The 20,797-nt window shown below is 45.0% G+C and carries 11 protein-coding genes; all 11 read left to right on the forward strand.

Annotation, left to right across the window (positions count from 1 at the left end; translation table 11 throughout):
- Positions 1 to 359: 359 nt before the first annotated feature.
- The 11 genes from QUA74_RS08730 (at position 360) to QUA74_RS08780 (ending at position 20,742) form a co-directional block, all read left to right on the forward strand.
- Complete coding sequence (locus QUA74_RS08730; protein ID WP_333327061.1) at positions 360 to 659, forward strand: polysaccharide deacetylase family protein; 300 nt, start codon at positions 360 to 362, stop codon at positions 657 to 659.
- Between the two features lie 102 nt (positions 660 to 761).
- Complete coding sequence (locus tag QUA74_RS08735) at positions 762 to 1,334, forward strand: hypothetical protein (RefSeq protein ID WP_333327063.1); 573 nt, start codon at positions 762 to 764, stop codon at positions 1,332 to 1,334.
- Positions 1,335 to 1,357: 23 nt separating this feature from the next.
- The gene (locus tag QUA74_RS08740; protein ID WP_333327065.1) at positions 1,358 to 2,521 is read left to right on the forward strand and encodes a GuaB3 family IMP dehydrogenase-related protein; all 1,164 of its coding nucleotides are present in this window, start codon (positions 1,358 to 1,360) and stop codon (positions 2,519 to 2,521) included.
- Between the two features lie 638 nt (positions 2,522 to 3,159).
- A complete protein-coding gene (gene trxA, locus QUA74_RS08745; protein WP_006631199.1) occupies positions 3,160 to 3,483 on the forward strand; it encodes a thioredoxin in 324 nt (107 codons plus the stop codon).
- Positions 3,484 to 3,672: 189 nt separating this feature from the next.
- Positions 3,673 to 4,740 (forward strand): LOG family protein, encoded by a 1,068-nt coding sequence (locus QUA74_RS08750; RefSeq protein ID WP_333327067.1) that lies wholly within the window; start codon positions 3,673 to 3,675, stop codon positions 4,738 to 4,740.
- A 179-nt stretch (positions 4,741 to 4,919) separates the two neighbouring features.
- A complete protein-coding gene (locus QUA74_RS08755) occupies positions 4,920 to 6,125 on the forward strand; it encodes an urease accessory protein UreH domain-containing protein (protein ID WP_333327068.1) in 1,206 nt (401 codons plus the stop codon).
- Positions 6,100 to 6,573 (forward strand): hypothetical protein, encoded by a 474-nt coding sequence (locus tag QUA74_RS08760; RefSeq protein WP_333327069.1) that lies wholly within the window; start codon positions 6,100 to 6,102, stop codon positions 6,571 to 6,573. The genes QUA74_RS08755 and QUA74_RS08760 overlap by 26 nt, the downstream gene beginning before the upstream one ends.
- Before the next feature lie 273 nt (positions 6,574 to 6,846).
- Positions 6,847 to 8,289 carry a cytochrome ubiquinol oxidase subunit I gene (locus QUA74_RS08765; RefSeq protein WP_333327071.1) on the forward strand — a complete coding sequence of 481 codons (1,443 nt, stop codon included), beginning with the start codon at positions 6,847 to 6,849 and terminating at the stop codon, positions 8,287 to 8,289.
- A gap of 8 nt (positions 8,290 to 8,297) precedes the next feature.
- Positions 8,298 to 9,311 carry a cytochrome d ubiquinol oxidase subunit II gene (gene cydB, locus QUA74_RS08770; protein WP_333327073.1) on the forward strand — a complete coding sequence of 338 codons (1,014 nt, stop codon included), beginning with the start codon at positions 8,298 to 8,300 and terminating at the stop codon, positions 9,309 to 9,311.
- Positions 9,312 to 9,819: 508 nt separating this feature from the next.
- Positions 9,820 to 15,198, forward strand: a complete 5,379-nt coding sequence (locus tag QUA74_RS08775; protein WP_333327075.1) for an AAA family ATPase — start codon at positions 9,820 to 9,822, stop codon at positions 15,196 to 15,198.
- Positions 15,199 to 15,372: 174 nt separating this feature from the next.
- Positions 15,373 to 20,742 (forward strand): AAA family ATPase, encoded by a 5,370-nt coding sequence (locus tag QUA74_RS08780; protein ID WP_333327077.1) that lies wholly within the window; start codon positions 15,373 to 15,375, stop codon positions 20,740 to 20,742.
- Positions 20,743 to 20,797 lie beyond the last annotated feature (55 nt).

Genomic DNA, 20,797 nt, shown 5'->3' on the forward strand with positions numbered 1-20,797 from the left:
AAGCTTGCACACGCGGAGCGTTCAAACCATTCAAAGTCTTTCTCTGTCGAGGTTTTAGGCTTTTTCGGCAAGCCCTAGATACTGTGCGATCGCCAAAACTGAAAAATCTCGGAATGGACCATAATAGACCTCTTGCAAAAATCCTTTTCATCAATTGATGGGTCGGAGAGCCCGTCCTAATTATTTTTGCAAGAGGTCTAATTAATGATAAAATAGTTTAAGGATTTAGCTTCCCAATTGTGGTAATCTGAAAACCCTCCACTTTCATTTTCGATTGAGTGCGTGCAGCTATGCGAATTGGTAAAAATTTACAAAAGTTTCTGCTTTTCACCATAGCGTGATTTTTCGCTGTATCGCTGTTGATTAAAGGTACTAAATTTTACAATTATTTCGGCATCAACCGCGCCGATACCGAAGGGAAAGTTTTTGCCATTACCTACGACAACGGCCCCTATGCTTCCTATACAAATCAGCTTTTAGATATCTTAGACTGCTATCAAGTTAAAGCAACTTTTTTTGAAATTTGCCGCAATATTGAGAAACCTCCAGAAATCGTGCAAATGATTGTCGGGAGGGGAGAAGAGTTGACAAACCATTCATACTCTCACAAAGATATGATGTTTAAACCCAGGGAAGTTTTGCTGTCGGAAATTGAATAAACGGACAAACTTTTGCAGGAAGTTGAGGTTAAGCAACAAAGTATCAGTTTTCGCCCGCCTTGGGGTAGGCGATTTGTAGTTTTGTCTTATTTGTTATCCCCAATGCACAAAAAGTTGATTATGTGGGATGTGGATTCCCAAGATTATGAAAAAACACACACGGCGGAAGATATCGCAAATCGGGTGAGTGAAAATGTGCGATCGGGTTCGATTGTGGTGATGCACGACGGGGGCGATCGCCACCGCGACAATATCCCCAGTCGCCACCACCAAATCGCAGCGACGCGAATGCGTCCAAACAGCTTGCAATTGCTGCCAAGTCAAAGCAATCAGCCCCGCCCCAATATCTTTGAGGAAAAACAGGGGACTCATGTAAAAAACTCCCCCAGACGGTATTTGACTGGTGGGCCCAATAATTGGCACGGTCGATCGCGCGTAAGCAGCCCCGTCACCTACAATCGGCATGGCCGAGACATCAACATCCGCGCCAGATACTCTCAAAGCTTTGAGAATTTGACAGTTAATCGAGTCTTCCCCGTGGCCGTTGCTGAGGAAAAGTATCCCCTTCGATTTCATATAATCAGAATACAATCAGAATCAGTGCCGAGCTTTTTTGAAAGACAGGCGTGCGATCGCTACCTGCTGACAGGCTACGATTTTGTTACTCTAATTTAAATACATTGTGGAAGTGAAACAGCGTGAATATTGAAATTGGGCGGGGCAAAAGTGCTCGCCGAGCTTACGGCATAGATGAAATCGCGCTCGTACCAGGACAGCGCACCCTCGATCCGAGTTTGGCAGATACCAAGTGGCAGATTGGCGGGATCGATCGAGAAATCCCGATTATCGCCAGCGCAATGGACGGAGTAGTCGATGTCCGCATGGCTATTTTGCTGTCGGAATTGGGAGCAATGGGCGTGCTCAACCTAGAAGGAATTCAAACCCGCTATGCCGACCCCCAGCCAATATTAGAGCGCATCGCCAGTGTGGGGAACCACGAATTTGTTTCCCTGATGCAGGAACTTTATGCCGAACCCATCAAGCCAGAATTAATCGAGCTCAGAATTAAAGAAATTAAAGCAGGAGGAGGGATTGCCGCCGTCAGCGGTACACCGGCCGGTGCGAGCAAATACGGCCGGGCGGTTGCTGAATCGGGAGCCGATATATTTTTTGTGCAAGCAACTGTAGTCTCGACAGCTTTCCTTTCCCCTGAATCGATCTCATCTTTAGATTTGACTCAATTCTGTCAAGAAATGCCGATCCCAGTAATTTTGGGTAACTGCGTGACCTACGAAGTCGCCCTGAATTTAATGAAAACTGGCGCTGCGGGCATTCTCGTGGGCATTGGGCCGGGGGCTGCTTGCACGTCTCGGGGCGTATTGGGTGTCGGCGTTCCCCAAGCCACAGCGGTAGCAGACTGCGCCGCCGCGCGGGACGACTACTATCGCGAAACTGGTAAATACGTGTCGGTGATTGCTGACGGCGGTTTAATTACTGGCGGCGATATCTGCAAGTGCATTGCCTGTGGTGCCGATGGAGTGATGATTGGTTCGCCCTTTGCCAGGGCCGCCGAAGCTCCTGGCCGCGGCTTTCACTGGGGGATGGCGACTCCCAGCCCGGTTTTGCCGCGAGGCACTCGCATTCGCGTGGGGACTACGGGTACTTTGGAGCAAATTTTGCGGGGACCTGCGGTGCTAGATGACGGTACGCACAACTTGCTCGGAGCTCTGAAAACTAGCATGGGTACCTTGGGCGCTAAGGATCTTAAGGAGATGCAGCAAGTGGAGGTGGTAATTGCTCCTTCTCTGCTGACCGAGGGTAAAGTCTATCAAAAAGCTCAGCAGTTGGGCATGGGTAAGTAGATTTACCGATTAAATACCAGCATACCTTGACAAAATTTGTTCAAGAGTCTCGAAATTTACAGAATATTGTGGAATTATCGAGAAGGAGATGTCACAATAGAAGAAGCGGAGACGAATGTTTCCGTTCACTCCTCACACCACACTCCGCCCGGACTACTGTTCGGGCGGTTCCTTTTTTGCCGGACATCTTGGCTCTTGCTTACTAGATACAGGACTGAGGCTTTTAGCTCCGGAGAGGCCCAGAGTGAGAGAGTGGGAGAGTCTGGGATTGGGAGAATTTTTCTTCTACATAAGTGTATTCTGCCTTCGGAAACATAAGTGCCTTCGGAAACATAAGTGCCTTGTGCCTTCAGAAACCTTGTGCCTTCTTGCTTCTACCGTCTTCCCTCTTGCTTCTTCCTTCAGAAGCCTTCTCTTAAAATCGTTGACCTTCATCATCCAGGATACAAGCCCCCGGATTCATCCGTCGAGAAATAAAAAACCTGTATCCGATGAAACTTGCCCCCGGAATTTATCCGTGGGGTCAATGCTTCAATTCTTTAATCTAAAATCTAAAATCTAAAATCGATTGACGCAAGTGGTTACATTTTTTGCTAGACTTGTTATCCGAGAAATAGTATTTACAAGGATGGCTAGGGATGTCAGCAGCCGCGCAAGTAACCGACTCTACCTTTAAGCAGGAAGTGCTCGATAGCGAAGTTCCAGTTCTAGTGGATTTTTGGGCTCCCTGGTGCGGGCCCTGTCGGATGGTGGCACCCGTCGTAGACGAAATTGCTCAACAATATGAAGGGCAGGTCAAGGTAGTAAAAGTTAATACCGACGAGAATCCTAACGTGGCCAGCCAATACGGTATCCGCAGCATTCCGACGCTGATGATATTTAAGGGCGGTCAACGGGTGGATATGGTGGTTGGGGCAGTTCCGAAAACTACTCTGGCCAACACTCTGGAAAAGTACATTTAACCCAACTGCGAGCGGTTTCGCGCTGTTCTTTTTGGGCCGCGAAAGCTAACTCGCTTCAGAACCGGGGCAAAGCTACTGGAAAAGTTATTAGTGGCCACCAGGGCAATTTGCCGGTCGCTATTAGCTTCTAAATTTAGCTTGCCCCTTAATTTTTAGTAGCGACAAATAGTTACCGTTTCGGAAAAATTCATGATTTCTTCTGGGTCTGGTCAAGGTTTTGAGTCCCTCCAAGCTGAATTGATCGATTTGATCGATCGCTTCCCAATGTTGAAGCACTCTGAGTGGATCGAACGATCGCTCTCTACTATAGTGCAAATGACTGGAGAGGATCTCGATCGCCTTGACTGGAAAATTATTGCGGCGTCGCTCCGAGATATGGAGAGCGCTTTTGAGCTGTTTTATCCTTACCGACACGTTCGCAAAATTGTGATTTTTGGTTCGGCGAGGGTGTCACCGCAATCTGCGGAATATTTGATGGCCAGAGACTTTTCGCGGGCGATCGCCCAGCAGGGGTTTATGGTGATTACTGGCGGCGGCGGCGGGATTATGCAGGCGGGGAACGAGGGGGCGACTGCTGAACGTTCTTTTGGGCTCAACATTCAGTTACCTTTCGAGCAGAGTTCTAATCCTTTCATTGCGGGCGATCCCAAATTGCTCAATTTTAAATATTTTTTCACTCGCAAGTTATTTTTTCTCCGGGAGAGCGATGCTTTGGCTCTGTTTCCGGGCGGTTTCGGCACTCTGGACGAGGCTTTTGAGTGTCTGACTTTGACTCAAACTGGCAAGTTCGGGCCGGCTCCTGTGGTATTGATCGATCGACCGGGAGGAGATTATTGGCTTGATTGGAATTATTTTGTGCAAAAACAATTGCGCGGTCGGGGTTTGATTTCACCCGACGATCGCAGCCTATATACGATTACTGATGATATAAATGTCGCTTGCGAGGCGATCGGTAGTTTTTATCTGGTTTATCACTCCTGCCGCTACGTGCGCGAAAAATTGGTAATTCGCTTGAAAACAGAGCTTTCTGAGGAGAATGTCGATCGGCTAAATACTGACTTTAGCGATATTGTTGTCACCGGAAAAATTGAAAAAAGTCAAGCTTTGGAACCGGAAATAGGAGATGCAACTTTCGAGCTGCCGCGCCTGACTTTGCATTTCAACCAGCGGGATTTAGGGCGACTTTATCAGCTAATTGCTGCTATAAATCAAATGGGTGCAGCTTCGCCGGCGGCGGCGCATCCAGAACAAAAGTAGTTATTAGTCATCAGTCATTTTTGATATGGGTGAGGCCTGAGAGAAGTTTGACAACTTGTCTTTTGACAAAAGCGATCGAATGAGATAAATTTTTGTAAAAAATCAAGAAAAAAGCGTGCAATAGCAAAAGAAAATCTTGTCAATATCTTGATGGCGTTGTTTGGGAAAAAAACAGCAAAATGCTAGACCTGCTGCTAATTAGCGCTTTGGGATTTCTCGGCAGTTTCGGTCACTGCGCGGGGATGTGTGGCCCGCTGACAATGGCGTTTTCTCTTTCTAATTCCGGCAACGATAAATTAGCTGCTTTCCGCTTTCATTTGCTGCTAAATTTGGGGAGAATTGCTGCTTACGCTTTGGTTGGTGCTGCAATTGGCGGGCTGGGATCAGTGTTAATTGCTGGCGGACTTTTGGCAGGTACGGGTAGCGAATTGCGACGCGCGATCGCACTTCTGACGGGCACGATGCTGATTTGGTTCGGAGTAGTGCAAATTAAACCGAACTTGCTGCCCAGATTGCCGCTGCTGCACCCAATGTCGCACGATCGAGTCGGACAAGCAATGAGCAAGCTTTCGGCACAAAAAAAATGGTGGGTGCCGGTTGCTTTGGGTTTGCTTTGGGGTTTGATTCCCTGCGGTTTCCTCTACGCGGCGCAGATTAAGGCGGCGGAAACCGGAAACCCGGTTTTGGGTGCGGCGACGATGCTGGCTTTTGGACTCGGCACACTGCCAACTATGCTGGGAGTGGGTTTTTTTGCTGGCAGATTGAGCGCGGACAAGCGCAGTCAACTGTTTCGTGCGGGTGGGTGGGTGACGGTGGCGATCGGGATTCTTACCTTGCTGCGAACCGATGAAATGGTCGATTTCACAGGCCACGCAGCGCTGCTGTGCTTGATGCTAGCACTGTTGGCGCGTCCGGTTAGCAAGTTTTTGCCGCAACTGCTGCGCTACCGCCGCGCCTTGGGTGTGGGCGCGTTTGTCTTAGCACTCGCACACACGTTTCATATGCTGGATCATACGCTGAAATGGAATTTTGACGCGCTATATTTTATGTTGCCGCAGCACCAGTTGGGAATGGTGGCTGGGATGACGGCCCTAATTTTGATGTTGCCGGCGGCGGTTACAAGTTGCGATCGTATTCAAAATTTTTTAGGCAAACTGTGGCGAATGCTTCACCTGTTAAGCGTTCCAGCTTTCCTGCTGTGCGCTGTACACGCGGCACTCATCGGTTCCCACTATCTCGGCGGTTTTGAATGGAAGTTGCACAATCAACTGCTGACAGCGGTGTTAGCGGTGGTTGTGGTATTAGTTATGTTTGTGCGATCGCGCTTATTTTGGTCAATTTTATCACTGGAGAAGTTTTATGTTTCGCCTGTCAAACAAAAGTAAAAGTTTGGGATTGTTAGTTTTTTTGGGATTGCTAATTGAAGCAGCAATTCCCAGTGCCTCGCACTTAAACTCGATTTCAGTTTTGGCGCACGAAGTCGAAGTATCAGGAGATGTAGCAGCGACCTTTCACCTAGAACCCAACCACAACCCCCGCGCCGGACAGCCTGCGAGAGTGTGGTTTGCCCTAACTCGCAGGGGCGGTCAAATTATCCCACTAGAGCAGTGTAATTGCAAATTGGCTGTTTATCCGAAAGAGCGCAAAGATGGGGATAAGCCGCTGATGCAGCCGCCTTTGAAAGCCATATCTGCGGAGAAATATCAAGGGATTCCGGGAGCTGATATCGTGTTTCCCAAGGCAGGGATTTACGAACTTGAATTGAGCGGAACAGCCCAAAACAAAGCTAATTTTAAACCCTTTAAACTGACTTATACAGTCACGGTTCGCTAAGATAATCTTTCCATCACCGAACATAAATCTTGTAGGGGGGGGTTCACCGACAATAAATGCCTAAAACCCACAATCTCATAAACCCGCCCCCACCAACGGCAAATCATAATCTACCTATTTTAACATACAAGAAAATACAACCGAAATCTGTATAAAACCTTAAAAATTGCCAACTCTACAAAATGTCACAAATTTTTACACTACATTATAACCAGTGTCCATTATGGAATTTGTGCAAGCTAACCTCTCTTGAACTGACTAAAGGACATAACGATGGATATCTTATCTAACACCGTGGCGCTATCGCGGATGCAATTTGCGCTAACCGCCATATTCCATATGCTGTGGCCAGTTCTGACAACTGGAATGGGGATTTATCTGGTAATTGTTGAAGGAATGTGGCTAAAAACTCGCAATCCCGACTACTACCACCACGCTCGTTTTTGGTCTAAACTCTACCTCCTCAACTTCGGTATTGGAGTAGCTTCAGGAATTCCGATGGAATTTCAATTTGGCACAAACTGGGCACCATTTTCTGAAGCTGTTGGTGACTTTTTTGGCAGCATTTTGGGCTTTGAAGCTTCAATGGCATTTATGCTAGAAGCCGGCTTTTTAGGAATTATGCTGTTTGGTTGGGAGCGCGTTCACCCGATCGTCCATTATTTCGCTACAATCATGGTAGCCTTCGGCGCTAACCTATCCACAGTCTGGATTTTAGTCGCTAACTCTTGGCTGCAAACTCCTGCGGGTGGAGAAATGGTCAATGGCAAGTTTATTGTCAGCGATTACTTTCAAGCAATTATGAACCCGTTCGCATTAAACAGCATTCTCCATATGTTTTTTGCGACGTTAGAAACTTCGCTGTTTGTCATCGGGGGAATTAGCGCTTGGTACATTCTCAATAAGCGCAACCAAGCCTTTTTTTCCAAGTCTTTAAAAATTGCCATAGCGACGGCAATCGCCGTTGCACCTTTGCAGATATACATCGGACATTTGAGCGCCGAACAAGTTTATCACTATCAACCCACTAAATTAGCAGCAATCGAAGCTAAGTGGGAAACTTCACCAGCGGGAGAGTCAGCAGATTGGACTTTGCTAGCTTTGCCTAATGAAAAAGCACAAAAAAATGACTGGGAAATGAGCATTCCCAATGGCTTAGGATACGTTCTGGAATTCAAACAAAAACTTTCCGAACCCGTACTCGGATTGAAGGAATGGAAGCCCGAAGATAGACCACGCATGGTGGGTTTAATCTACTATTGTTTTCGCATCATGTCCGGAATTGGATTCTTCTTTGTGGGATTGATGCTGTTCAGTATAATTCAGTGGATGCGAGGCAAACTTTCTGCTGAAAATATTAGCAGTCAACCTTGGCTGATGCGCGCTTGGGTATTAGCTGCTCCCCTGGGATATATTGCTGTAGAATCGGGTTGGATTGTGCGCTGTGTCGGCAGACAACCGTGGGCTTTATACGGGCAAATTCGCACTGCTGATGCGGTGTCAAACATCCCCGCCAGCAATGTTTTAACTTCTCTCAGTTTCTTTGCCGTTGTTTACAGCTTTTTGTTTGTTTGTGCCTTGTATTTTGGCAGCAGAATTATCCGCCAAGGGCCTAATTTAACTCTGCCGCTACCGGGATTAGACAATGAACCTGCAGTCGAAAGTCAACCCGCAGGACACATTCCCGATCAACGTCCCGTAGAAGCACAACAATAGGAGATTTTATGCAAGCTTTGGAGCATTTTCTCCCACAAGTTTGGTTTGTAGTTTTGGCTTTGTTTCTCCTGCTATATGTCATGCTAGACGGTTTTGACTTAGGAGTAGGCATCCTGTCTCTGACTGCTTCCGACGAGGAACGCCGGGGCATTTTAATGACGAGTTTGGGCAACGTTTGGGACGCTAACGAAACTTGGCTGGTGTTGATGGGAGGCGCTCTGTTTGGCGCATTTCCCCTCGCTTACGGCACGATTTTAACGGCATTGTACATACCGATTTGCCTGATGCTTTTTGGTTTGATATTTCGGGCTGTCGCCTTTGAGTTCCGCGAGCATTCTAATCGCAAATTATTCTGGAATTATGCTTTTGGTGCTGGCAGTTTTTTAGCAGCTTTAGCTCAAGGATTTGCCCTCGGTGCGGTGATCGAAGGCATTGCGGTTGATGAAGCTGGTCACTTTGTGGGTACTACTTGGGATTGGCTGGATTGGCGATCGATCTTGGTTGCTTTGACGCTGATTCAAGGGTATGTTTTGATTGGTTCAACCTATCTAATTATGAAAACGGAGGGCGAACTGCAAACAAATCACTATCGCACGGCTAAAATTGCGGCAGTAACGACTTTAATCGGAGCGGTTTTAATTACGCTCGCCACTCCGATTTTTTACGAAAGTGCTAGATCCAGGTTGTTTGAGAAACCGCTAGTTTATGTCTTTGCCGCGATTCCTTTGCTGGGGGTGCTGTTGGTGGGACTGCTGCTGAAAAGTCTCGCAAACAAAGAAGAACGCACGCCATTTGTCTGGACAATTCTGATTTTTTTGCTCAGTTTTATCGGCTTGGGGTTGATTGTTTTTCCCTATATTATTCCCTCGCAAATCACGATTTACCAAGCCGCAGCTTCGCCCAGCGCCCTGGTATTTATGATTGTGTTCATGGGCGTTCTGCTCCCGATTATGATTTTTTACAACATTTACAATTATGTTGTGTTTCGGGGTAAGGTGGTCGGGGGCCACTACGGGGAATAAAGAATAATAAAACCGCAGATTTAAGTCAATATACGCAGATAAGCTCAACTCTATATCCTGGTTTATCTGCGTATATTTGCGGTTAAAAATTACAAATTATGGTTTGTTGATACATCACAACTTACGCAACCATACTATACATAACATAGCCCCAATAGTGCGGAGTAGGGAAAGAAACTCGTTTAGGATTAGCGCTCGCACGTCATGCGATTTGAAAGTTGAGATTTGAGATTTGAGATTGGTCCCCTCCTGAGCCTACAAAGGAATGAGTCCAGGGGGTTGCGCTCAGGATGGGCAGCTTTTGTCAAAGGTAAATAGATGAATCCGGATGCTTGTGACTAACTTGCTTTTGGTCAAATAATAGTTGATAAACATTGGGAAAAAATTACAGTTAATTCTGTCCCTAGCGAAGGTGCAGAGTTTGCGATCGGTATCTTTGTCAAATAATAAAATACAATGGAATGGAAGGTTTTAATTTAACTCTTGTATAACAGAGAAGCAACGAGCTATGGATGCGAGCGCCAATTTGTCAGGTTATCAGATTACAGAGCAACTTTATGTAGGTACACGCACCCTAGTCTATCGAGGCATCCGTACCCGTGACCAATACCCAGTCGTCCTCAAACTGCTGCGAAACGAATACCCCCCCTTCAACGATCTCGTCCAGTTTCGCAACCAATATACCATTGCCAAAAATCTAGATTTCCCTCACATCGTCAAACCGCTGACGCTCGAAGTATACCAGAATAGCTATGCCCTAGTAATGGAGGACTTTGGCGGAGTCTCCCTACCTACTTATCTCAAAACAGCAACAAATCAAACCCAATCATCTCAAGCTTTACCTTTAGCAGAATTTCTCCAACTCGCCATACAACTAACAGACATTATCCACTATCTCTACCAAAACCGAGTCATTCACAAAGATATTAAACCCGCTAATATTCTCATTAATCCAGACACAAAACAAATTCAACTAATTGACTTTAGTATTGCATCCCTCCTACCACGAGAAACCCAAGAAATACAGAATCCCAATATCTTAGAAGGAACATTAGCCTATCTCTCCCCAGAACAAACAGGACGGATGAATCGAGGCATTGACTATCGTAGCGACTTTTATTCCCTGGGTGTGACTTTTTATGAATTGTTGACAGGAAATTTGCCATTTATCTCTGATGACCCGATGAAATTGGTGCATTGTCACCTCGCTAAACACTCGATACCGATCCATCAAATTAATCCTGAAATTCCCTTAATTTTATCGCAACTTGTCAGTAAGCTGATGGCAAAAAATGCCGAAAAACGCTATCAAAGTGCATTAGGACTCAAGCACGATTTAGAGATGTGTTTAGTTCAATTACAAAAAACAGCCCAGATAGAATCTTTTGAACTCGGAAAGCGAGATATTTGCGATCGCTTTACTATCCCCGAAAAGCTCTACGGTAGAGAAAAAGAAGTTGATCAACTATTAGCTGCCTTTGAGCGAGTCAGCTTGGGGTCAACAGAAATGATGCTAGTAGCAGGTTTTTCAGGAATTGGGAAAACCGCCGTTGTCAATGAAGTTCATAAACCCATTGTCCGTCAGCGCGGTTATTTTATCAAAGGCAAATACGATCAATTTCAACGCAACATTCCCTTCAGTGCGTTTGTGCAAGCCTTCCGCGACTTAATGGGTCAATTACTATCAGAATCGGATACCGAACTGCAAACATGGAAAACCAAGATTTTAGAAGTAGTAGGAGACAACGGACAAGTCTTGATTGACGTGATTCCTGAGTTAGAACGCATAATTGGCGATCAACTTCCTGCAACAGAATTGTCAGGAAGTGCCGCCCAAAATCGATTTAATCTGCTCATGCAGAAATTTGTGCAACTTTTCACCAGCAAAGAACATCCTTTAGTGATGTTTTTGGATGACTTGCAATGGGCGGATTCAGCCTCCCTGAATTTGCTACAATTATTGATGCTCGATACAGGATATTTATTAGTATTGGGGGCCTATCGAGATAATGAAGTTTGGCCAGTGCATCCATTTATCTTAAGAGTGAATCAGATAGTTAAAACGGGGGCAACAGTGAATACAATTACTTTGGAACCGTTAAGCGAACTAGATATGAATTTGTTGGTGGCGGATACGCTGAATTGCGAATCATCACTTGCCCAACCTTTGACAAGATTAGTCTATCAAAAAACTCAGGGTAATCCTTTCTTTGCAACTCAGTTTCTCAAGACATTACATGACGAGCAGCTAATTAGCTTTAACTGGGAGATTCGGCATTGGCAGTGTGATATTGCCCAAGTGAAAGCCTTAGCTATCACTGATGATGTCGTTGAATTCATGGCGTTGCAATTGCAGAAGCTGCCCAAAGGAACTCAGTATGTTCTCACCTTAGCTGCTTGTATAGGATCACAGTTTGATTTGAATACGTTAGTAATTGTCAGTGAGAAATCTGCTGGAATGATGGCTACGGCTTTATGGAAAGCATTACAGGAAGGTTTGGTGATTCCCACGACCAAAATCTATAAGTTCTTTACGGAATCGGATAGTGATGAAGTTTTCAAGGCTTCAGCTAATCCCACTTATCGATTTTTACACGATCGCGTCCAGCAAGCCGCATATTCGTTAATTCCCGATTCACAGAAAAAATCCACTCATCTCAAAATAGGACAGTTACTCCAGCAAAATTGTGCCGAAATAGAGCAAGAAGAAAAACTGTTTGATATTGTCGGACATTTGAATCTAGGAATTGAGTTAATCACCCAACCTAGCGAACGAGAAGCCTTAGCTAAACTAAACTTGGCAGCCGGTTGTAAAGCCAGAAATTCTACTGCCTACACGGCAGCCAGAGTTTATCTACAAGTGGGGGTTGAGCTACTGACAGCCAACTGCTGGCAGAGTCAGTATGAATTGACCCTAAAACTCTATGTTGCTGCTGCTGAAGTCGCGTATTTGAATGCTGACTTTGATGGCATGGAAAAGATGGCAGCACAAGTGTTAGAGAATGCACAGACAATCTTAGACAAAATCAAAATTTACGAAATTCAAATCGTCGCACAGACAGCACAAAGCAAGACGTTAGAAGCGATTGCAGTAGCAAGAGATGCACTCTGGCAATTGGGGGTTGAACTCCCCACCGAAGCTGACGAAGCCTTGATTGGTAAAGCGCTACAGAGCCTGGCGGGCCAACTCAGCGGCAGAAAAATTGAGGAACTAATCGATCTGCCTGTGATGAGAGATCCTCAGACTCAGGCAGCTATGCCCATATTGGCAATGTTATTTGCACCCATTCTCCAAGGAATTCCAGGCTTAGTGCCCCTACTGAGCTCCACGATGGTAAGTTTATCGCTCTCCTTTGGGAATGCACCCGCATCAACAGTGGGCTATGCGATTCATGGACTTGTATTAAGTGCCTTTTTGGGAGAGGCAAAAACGGGCTATAGCTTTGGTAAATTGGCCCTCTCATTGCTCGATCGGGTCAATGCACGAGAATTTAAGTGCATTACTCATAATATGTTTGGGGCATTTATTCAGCATCATCAAAATGCTATGAGGGCAGGGATACCAACGCTGAAAGAGGGCTTTATAGCTGGCATGGAAACTGGCGATTTTCTGAACGCTGGCTACAACATAGCTACTTACAGCTACATCAACTTTTTCGGTGGGGTAGAACTGGATACTTGGGAAGCGGAACTTGCAGTCTACAGTGCTACCTTGGCTCAGGTGAAGCAATATTCGGCTCGGACTTATTTGCATATGGAGCGGCAGATGTTGCAGAACTTGAGGGAAGTTTGTACTCTGTCGGATTGCTTAATCGGCGAAGCCTATGATGAAACGGTAATGATTCCTAAGCACTATCAGGATCGTGAATTCAGTGCGATCGCTCTTGTCTACGTCTACAAACTACTGCTTGCCTATTCCTTTGGTAATTATCCGGCTGCTCTAAACTACATTAACTCAGCCAAAGAGTGCGTGATGGCAGTATCGGGATTAATTCTTGTTCCCATTTTCCATTTTTATGCAGCCTTGACACACCTGGCACTTTTCCGCACACAGCCAGAAACCGAGCAAGCTTCCATTCTTGCCTCTGTGGAAATCCATCAAACGACTCTGTACCAGTGGGCGCAAAATGCTCCCATGAATCATCTGCATAAATGGTATTTGGTTGAAGCAGAACGGCAGGGGGTTTTGGGCAATAAAGCAGATGCACTTGAAATGTACGATCGCGCCATCCGACTCGCTCAAGATCATAAATTCATCAACGAAGAAGCCCTCGCCAACGAATTAGCTGCCAAGTTCTACTTGGAATGGGGCAAAGAAAAAGTTGCTCAAGCCTACATGATTGAAGCCTATTATTGTTATGCCCGATGGGGAGCTAAAGCCAAAATTGACGATTTGGAAAAACGTTATCCTCGCCTACTCAGTATTATCCTTCAGCAACCTCAATCCTTTAGTTCCTTTAAGGAAACCATCGCCCGGGGAACGATTACTTCTACTCACTCTTCTAGCAGCAACTCTGAATTTCTGGATTTGCCTACTCTGATCCAAGCCTCTCAAGCCATTTCTGGGGAGATTGAACTAGATAAACTCCTGACTACTCTTTTAAAAATAGCGATCGCGAATGCTGGGGCAACTAAGTGTGTCTTATTGCTCAAACAAAAACAGTATTTACAGGTAGTGGCTCTTTTAGAAGAGGGAGATGAACCTGAGCTATTACCATCAATACCGCTAGAATCAAGTCAGAATGTAGCGATTAGTTTTGTTAACACTGTCAAGCGTAGTTTGAAACCTTTGGTAATAGTCGATGCTAGGGTAAGTTCCCAGGTTGCGGGCGATATTTACATTCAAAAAAATCAGCCGACAAGTGTTCTTTGTATTCCAATTCTTAATCAGGGGCAGTTGATAGGAGTTTTATATCTAGAAAATAACCTGACGGTAGGGGCGTTTACGAGCGATCGGGTTGAAGTGCTAAATCTGCTGGCTTCTCAAGCTGCTATTTCCTTAGAAAATGCCCGTTTGTATCAAGAATCTCAACAAGCATTAACCGATCTCAAACAAGCACAAATAAAAATAGTTCAAAGCGAAAAAATGTCAGCGTTGGGAAACTTAGTGGCTGGGGTTGCTCACGAAATTAATAATCCGGTTGGTTTTCTGGTTGGTAATATTCAACCAGCCTTAGATCAGATCAAAGATTTGTTTGGATTGCTCGATTTGTATCAAGAAAAATATCCCCAACTTGATCCAGAGATTCAAGACGAAATCGAGAACATCGATCTTGACTACATCCGTGAAGATTTACCGAAATTAGTAGGTTCGATGCGGGAAGGCGTGAAGCGGATTCGGGATATTAGTACCAGTCTACGGACATTCTCCCGTGCTGATACTAACTATCCCGTAGCTTGTAATATCCACGATGGCATCGATAGCACCATTATGATCCTGAAACATCGGCTCAAGGCTAACGAAACTCGTCCGGAAATCAAAGTGATTAAGGAATACGGCAATTTGCCACAAGTGGAGTGTTATGCCGGACAGTTGAATCAAGTATTTATGAATTTGTTAGGTAATGCAATAGATGCTTTGGATGAATCCAATCAAGGACGAGTTTATGCAGAAATGACCAATCAAATTACCATTAAAACCGACTGGTTTCGGGATAAAAAACAAGCAATAATTTGCATCAAAGATAACGGTGTGGGCATGAGTGAAGTAGTGCGAGAGAAGATTTTTGATGAATTATTTACTACCAAGGGGGTAGGGAAAGGGACGGGGTTGGGATTGGCGATCGCTCGTCAAATTGTGGTTGAGAAACATGGAGGGGCGATCGAGGTAAATTCTGTATTAAGAGTAGGGACGGAGTTTACAATTTTATTGCCTCTCAAAGGATAATATTATCTTGATAGATGGCAATCTTTATGTTCAAAAGTTAGAAAGAGTAGAAGCGGTAGAGTCTGTCTGCTGGAGTTCGTCGCTGTTAAATCATCGTTAGACTCGACAAATAAAAGTGTATACTTACTTACAAGAGTCAATGTCTGAGATGGAGTAATCCAGAGGAGTACCGCAGTGGATTTGACAAACCGAATTTCTGGATATAATCTGGTTGAGCAATTATACTGTGGTTCGAGAACCCTAGTTTATCGAGCCATCCGAGAAACAGACCAGTTTCCGGTTGTCATCAAACTATTAAATCGAGACTATCCCAGCTTCAGCGAACTGCTGCAATTCCGCAACCAGTATACTATCGCCAAAAATCTACGTCTACTTGGAGTCGTTGAACCCTACAATTTGGAATCCTATCGCCACAGCTATGCCCTAGTAATGGAGGATTGTGGCGGTATTTCTCTGCGAGACTACGCCCAAGAACGATCGCTGACTCTAGTAGAAATCTTGGAAATAGCCATTCAAATAACTGACATTCTTGACGGACTGTACCGAAACAGAGTCATCCACAAAGATATTAAGCCAGCTAACGTTCTAATACATCCCGAAACTAAACAAGTCAAACTGATTGACTTTAGCATCGCCTCCCTACTGCCAAGAGAAACTCAAGAAATTCAAAATCCCAACGTTTTAGAAGGAACCCTCGCCTATATTTCTCCCGAACAAACTGGACGAATGAACCGAGGCATAGACTACCGCACCGACTTTTATTCTCTGGGCGTCACTTTTTACGAACTACTGACCGGAAAAGTGCCATTTGAATGTGACGACCCGATGGAGTTGGTTCACTGCCATATTGCCAAACAACCTCCTGCAATAAACAGCCAAGAAATCCCGCAGGTGGTTTCGGATATTGTGATGAAGCTGATGGCAAAAAATGCCGAAAAACGCTATCAAAGTGCCTTGGGATTGAAGCACGATTTAGAGATTGGTCTGGCTCAATTACAAAAAACAGGTAACATGGAGACGTTTGGATTGGGAACGCGGGATATTACAGACCGTTTCCTAATGCCCGAAAAATTATACGGTAGAAAAACTGAAGTTGATAATCTATTAGCGGCATTTGAAAGAGTCAGCGCTGGCTGTACAGAAATGATGCTAGTGGCAGGATTTTCTGGGATTGGCAAAACCGCAGTAGTGAATGAAGTTCATAAGCCAATTGTTCGTCAGCGCGGTTATTTTATTAAAGGCAAATACGACCAATTTCAGCGGAATATTCCCTTTTCGGCTTTTGTGCAAGCCTTCCGGGATTTGATGGGACAATTGCTATCAGAATCGGACGCTCAGTTACAAAGCTGGAAAACCAGGATTCTGTCAGCAGTTGGAGACAATGGGCAAGTCTTGATCGAGGTAATTCCTGAATTAGAACGCATCATTGGTACTCAACCCCCTGCCCCAGAACTATCGGGAAGCGCAGCACAGAATCGCTTCAATCTGCTGATGCAAAAATTTGTGCAAGTGTTTACCACAAAAGAACATCCGTTAGTGATATTTTTGGACGATTTGCAGTGGGCAGATTCAGCATCCCTAAAGTTATTACAACTGTTGATCCAAGATACGGGGCATCTCTTGGTATTGGGTGCTTATCGGGATAATGAAGTGTCCCCGGTTCATCCGTTTATCTTGACGGTGGATGAGATTGTTAAAGCAGGGGCGACGGTGAATACGATTACGCTGCAACCGTTGAGTTTAGCGGATATGAATCAGTTGGTAGCAAATACGCTGAATTGCGATCGCGCCTTAGCTCAACCATTAACACACTTGGTGTATCAAAAAACTAAGGGTAATCCTTTCTTTGCTACGCAGTTCCTTAAGGCATTACATGACGATGAACTGATTACCTTTGATTGGAATATACGGTATTGGCAGTGCGATATTGCTCAAGTCCGAGCTTTAGCGCTCACCGATGATGTGGTGGAGTTTATGGCACTGCAATTGCAAAAATTGCCGATCGCAACTCAGTCTGGGTTAAAGTTGGCAGCTTGTATTGGAGCGCAGTTTGATATAGCTACTTTGGCGATCGCTTCAGAAAAACTATTTGAAGAAACGGCGGCAGATTTGTGGAAAGCCCTGCAAGAAGGCTTGCTCGTCCCCACCACCGAAATCTATAAATTCTTCACCCAAAGTGACGCGATCGCCACGGTTAACCAAGCTGCGGCTAATGCAAATTATAAATTCCTGCACGATCGCGTCCAACAAGCGGCATATTCACTCATTCCAGATTCAGAGAAAAAAGCAACCCATCTCAAAATTGGACAATTGCTTCTACAAAATTCCTCTGAAATACAGCAAGAGGAAAAACTATTTGATATTGTCAGGCATTTGAACCAAGGAGAACAGTTATTTACTCAACAAAGTGAACGGGAAACTTTAGCTCAACTTAACTTAAAAGCCGGACAGAAAGCTAGAAATTCTACAGCCTATAGTGCGGCAAATATCTATCTACAAACGGGAATTGAGCTACTGACAGTCAACTGCTGGCAAGCTCAATATGAATTGACCATAAATCTTTATGTTGCTGCTGCCGAAGCCGCCTATTTGAATGCCGATCTTGACTGCATGGAACAGATGGCAGCACTGGTGTTACAAGAAGCTCAGACGATTTTAGACAAAATCAAAATTTACAAAATTCAAATCGTCGCACAGACAGCCCAGAGCAAGTTGTTAGAAGCGATCGCAGTGGCAAGAGATGCACTCTTGCAATTAGGGGTTGAACTCCCCACTGCACCTGACGAAGCCAAAATTAGTAAAGCGCTACAGACTCTAGCGGGCCAACAAAGCGGCAGAAGGATTGAGGAACTAATCGATCTACCTGTAATGAGCGATCGCCAAACTCAGGCAGCCATGGAGCTGTTAGGAATGTTATTTGCACCTGTCTTCCAGGGAATGCCCGGATTAATGCCTATACTGAGCGCGACGATGGTGAGTTTATCGCTCTCCTTTGGGAATACACCCGCATCAACGGTAGGGTATGCGATTCACGCTATGGTACTCTGTGCCTTTTTAGAAGAAGTGGAAACGGGCTATAGCTTTGGGCGATTGTCACTGAACTTGCTTGACGGATTTAATGTGCGGGAATTCAAGTGTACAGTTCTACTTCTTTTTGGCGGCTTTATTCAGCATCGTCAGGAATCTCTGAGGGCAATGATGCTGACAGTTAAAGATGGCTATGCGGCTGGTATGGAAACTGGTGATTTTCTCAACGCTGGCTACTGCTTGATCACTTACTTCAGTGCTAACCTTTTTGGTGGGGTAGAACTGGAAACTTGGGAGCCAGAAATAGCAGGTTACAGGGCTGTCTTAGTGCAGACTAAACAATATTCTGCCCAGACTTATTTGGATATAACGCAGCAGGCAGTGCAGAACTTGAGGGAAACTCGTATTCTGTCGGATTGCTTAATTGGTGATGCCTACGATGAAACGGTGATGATTCCTAAGCATCATCGGGACAACGATCTTACTGGGCTCGCTCTTGTTTATATTTACAAACTGCTGCTTGCCTACTCTTATGGCAATTATCCGGCTGCCTTAAACTACATTTGCCAAGTCAAGCTGTATTTGATGGCATTATCGGGATTGGTTTATGTTCCCATTTTCCATTTCTATGCTGCTCTGACACACCTAGCACTTTTCCCCACACAGCTAGAAACCGATCGAGCTGAAATTCTCGATCGGGTACAAACCCATCAAACTCCTCTGCAACAGTGGGCGCAAAATGCTCCCATGAATCATTTGCATAAATGGTATTTAGTTGAGGCCGAAAAACATCGGGTTTTGGGCAATAAAGCAGAAGCAATAGATTTGTACGATCGCGCCATCCAACTAGCTAAAGAAAATCAATTCCTCCAAGAAGAAGCACTTGCCAACGAACTAGCTGCCAAGTTCTACCTTGACTGGGGCAAAGAAAAAGTGGCCGCCAGCTATATGCAGGAAGCGTATTACTGTTATGCCCGTTGGGGAGCTAAAGCCAAAATAGAAGACCTAGAACAACGCTATCCCCAATTACTTCAACCTATCCTGAATCAGCCCACACTTAGCTTTAATCCCCTAGAGACGCTGGGAACGATTAACCACTCTTCGTACACTTCCAGCAATAGCACGAGTATTTCCCATGCCCTTGATTTTGCCTCTATTGTGCAAGCTGCTCAAGCTTTATCCAGTAAAATTCAGATTGATGAATTGCTCGGCACCCTCAATCAAATTATTTTGAAAACTTCAGGGGCAGAAACTTGTGCTTTGCTACTCCCCCATCAGGATGAATGGCAAATCCGAGCAATAACTCACCTCAATCCAGATAACCAGACACCCACCACCCTGCTGCAAACCCAACCTATAGATGGCTCGGCGGTGATTCCGCTCAAGCTAATTTATTATGTCAAACATACTCGGGAAACTGTGGTTATTGAAGGTGGCAAGACCGATATTCCGGGTTTAATGAATGACTGTACGCTCCAGTATCACTCTCAGAGTATGTTATGTACTCCGATTCTCGATCGCGGGAACTTAGTTGCGATACTTTATCTCGAACATAGCTCGACGAAAGGAGTGTTTACTCGCGATCGTCTGCTCGTCCTCAACTTCCTCTGCACTCAGGCTGCCATTTCCCTAGAAAATGCGCGATTGTATCAGCAAGCCCAGGACTACGCTCACCAGGTGGAACAATCTCAACTGCAATTAGTGCAAAGCGAAAAAATGTCGGCGTTGGGGAACTTAGTGGCCGGGGTTGCCCATGAAATTAATAATCCAGTCGGTTTTATTTCTGGCAATATTCATGAAGCGATCGCCGCCGTCAAAGATCTGACCAAATACCTGCAACTTTACCAAGAAAAATTTCCCCATCCTGGAGATGACATCGAGCAAATAGCAGAAGAACTTGACATTGAATATCTCGTAGAAGATTTACCCAAAATGTTGAATTCGATGCAAGTCGGGTGCGATCGCATTCAAGGTATCAGCACCAGTCTTCGTACCTTCTCCCGATCCGACAAAGATTACAAAGTTCCTTTCAATATTCATGACGGAATTAACAGTACGATTTTGATTCTCAAACACAGATTGAAAGCGAACGAACAGCGTCCAGCGATTGAAGTTGTGAAAGAGTACGGGAACTTGCCATCAGTTGATTGCTTCCCCGGACAATTAAATCAGGTGTTTATGAATATATTGGCGAATGCGATTGATGCACTGGAAGAATCTAATCGGGAACCGAGTTTAGAGAAGATTAAAGCCCCAGCCTATTGCATCACGATTCGCACGGAAAGACAGTCTAAGGAGTGGGTGTTGATTCGCATTTCTGACAACGGGCCAGGGATAGCAGATGAGATAAAAGCTAATATTTTTGATCACTTATTTACAACTAAAGGCGTGGGTAAAGGCACGGGATTGGGTTTGGCGATCGCACGGCAGATTGTAGTTGAGAAACACTCTGGTATACTAGAAGTCTACTCAACTTTAGGTCGAGGTACAGAATTTACGATTTCACTCCCATGTTGATTATTACCTTGGTAATTTATAGCCAATTTTTGGATTTTTCTTGAAAATTAAATTT

Origin of the sequence: Microcoleus sp. LAD1_D3, assembly GCF_036702135.1 — a bacterium.
Lineage (GTDB): Bacteria > Cyanobacteriota > Cyanobacteriia > Cyanobacteriales > Microcoleaceae > Microcoleus.

Bases quoted from the DNA above. Each gene is read 5' to 3' on its own strand.
- QUA74_RS08735 (WP_333327063.1), top strand. From the start codon at position 762: ATGCACAAAAAGTTGATTATGTGGGATGTGGATTCCCAAGATTATGAA.
- trxA (WP_006631199.1), top strand. From the start codon at position 3,160: ATGTCAGCAGCCGCGCAAGTAACCGACTCTACCTTTAAGCAGGAAGTG.
- QUA74_RS08750 (WP_333327067.1), top strand. From the start codon at position 3,673: ATGATTTCTTCTGGGTCTGGTCAAGGTTTTGAGTCCCTCCAAGCTGAA.
- QUA74_RS08755 (WP_333327068.1), top strand. From the start codon at position 4,920: ATGCTAGACCTGCTGCTAATTAGCGCTTTGGGATTTCTCGGCAGTTTC.
- QUA74_RS08760 (WP_333327069.1), top strand. From the start codon at position 6,100: ATGTTTCGCCTGTCAAACAAAAGTAAAAGTTTGGGATTGTTAGTTTTT.
- QUA74_RS08765 (WP_333327071.1), top strand. From the start codon at position 6,847: ATGGATATCTTATCTAACACCGTGGCGCTATCGCGGATGCAATTTGCG.
- cydB (WP_333327073.1), top strand. From the start codon at position 8,298: ATGCAAGCTTTGGAGCATTTTCTCCCACAAGTTTGGTTTGTAGTTTTG.
- QUA74_RS08775 (WP_333327075.1), top strand. From the start codon at position 9,820: ATGGATGCGAGCGCCAATTTGTCAGGTTATCAGATTACAGAGCAACTT.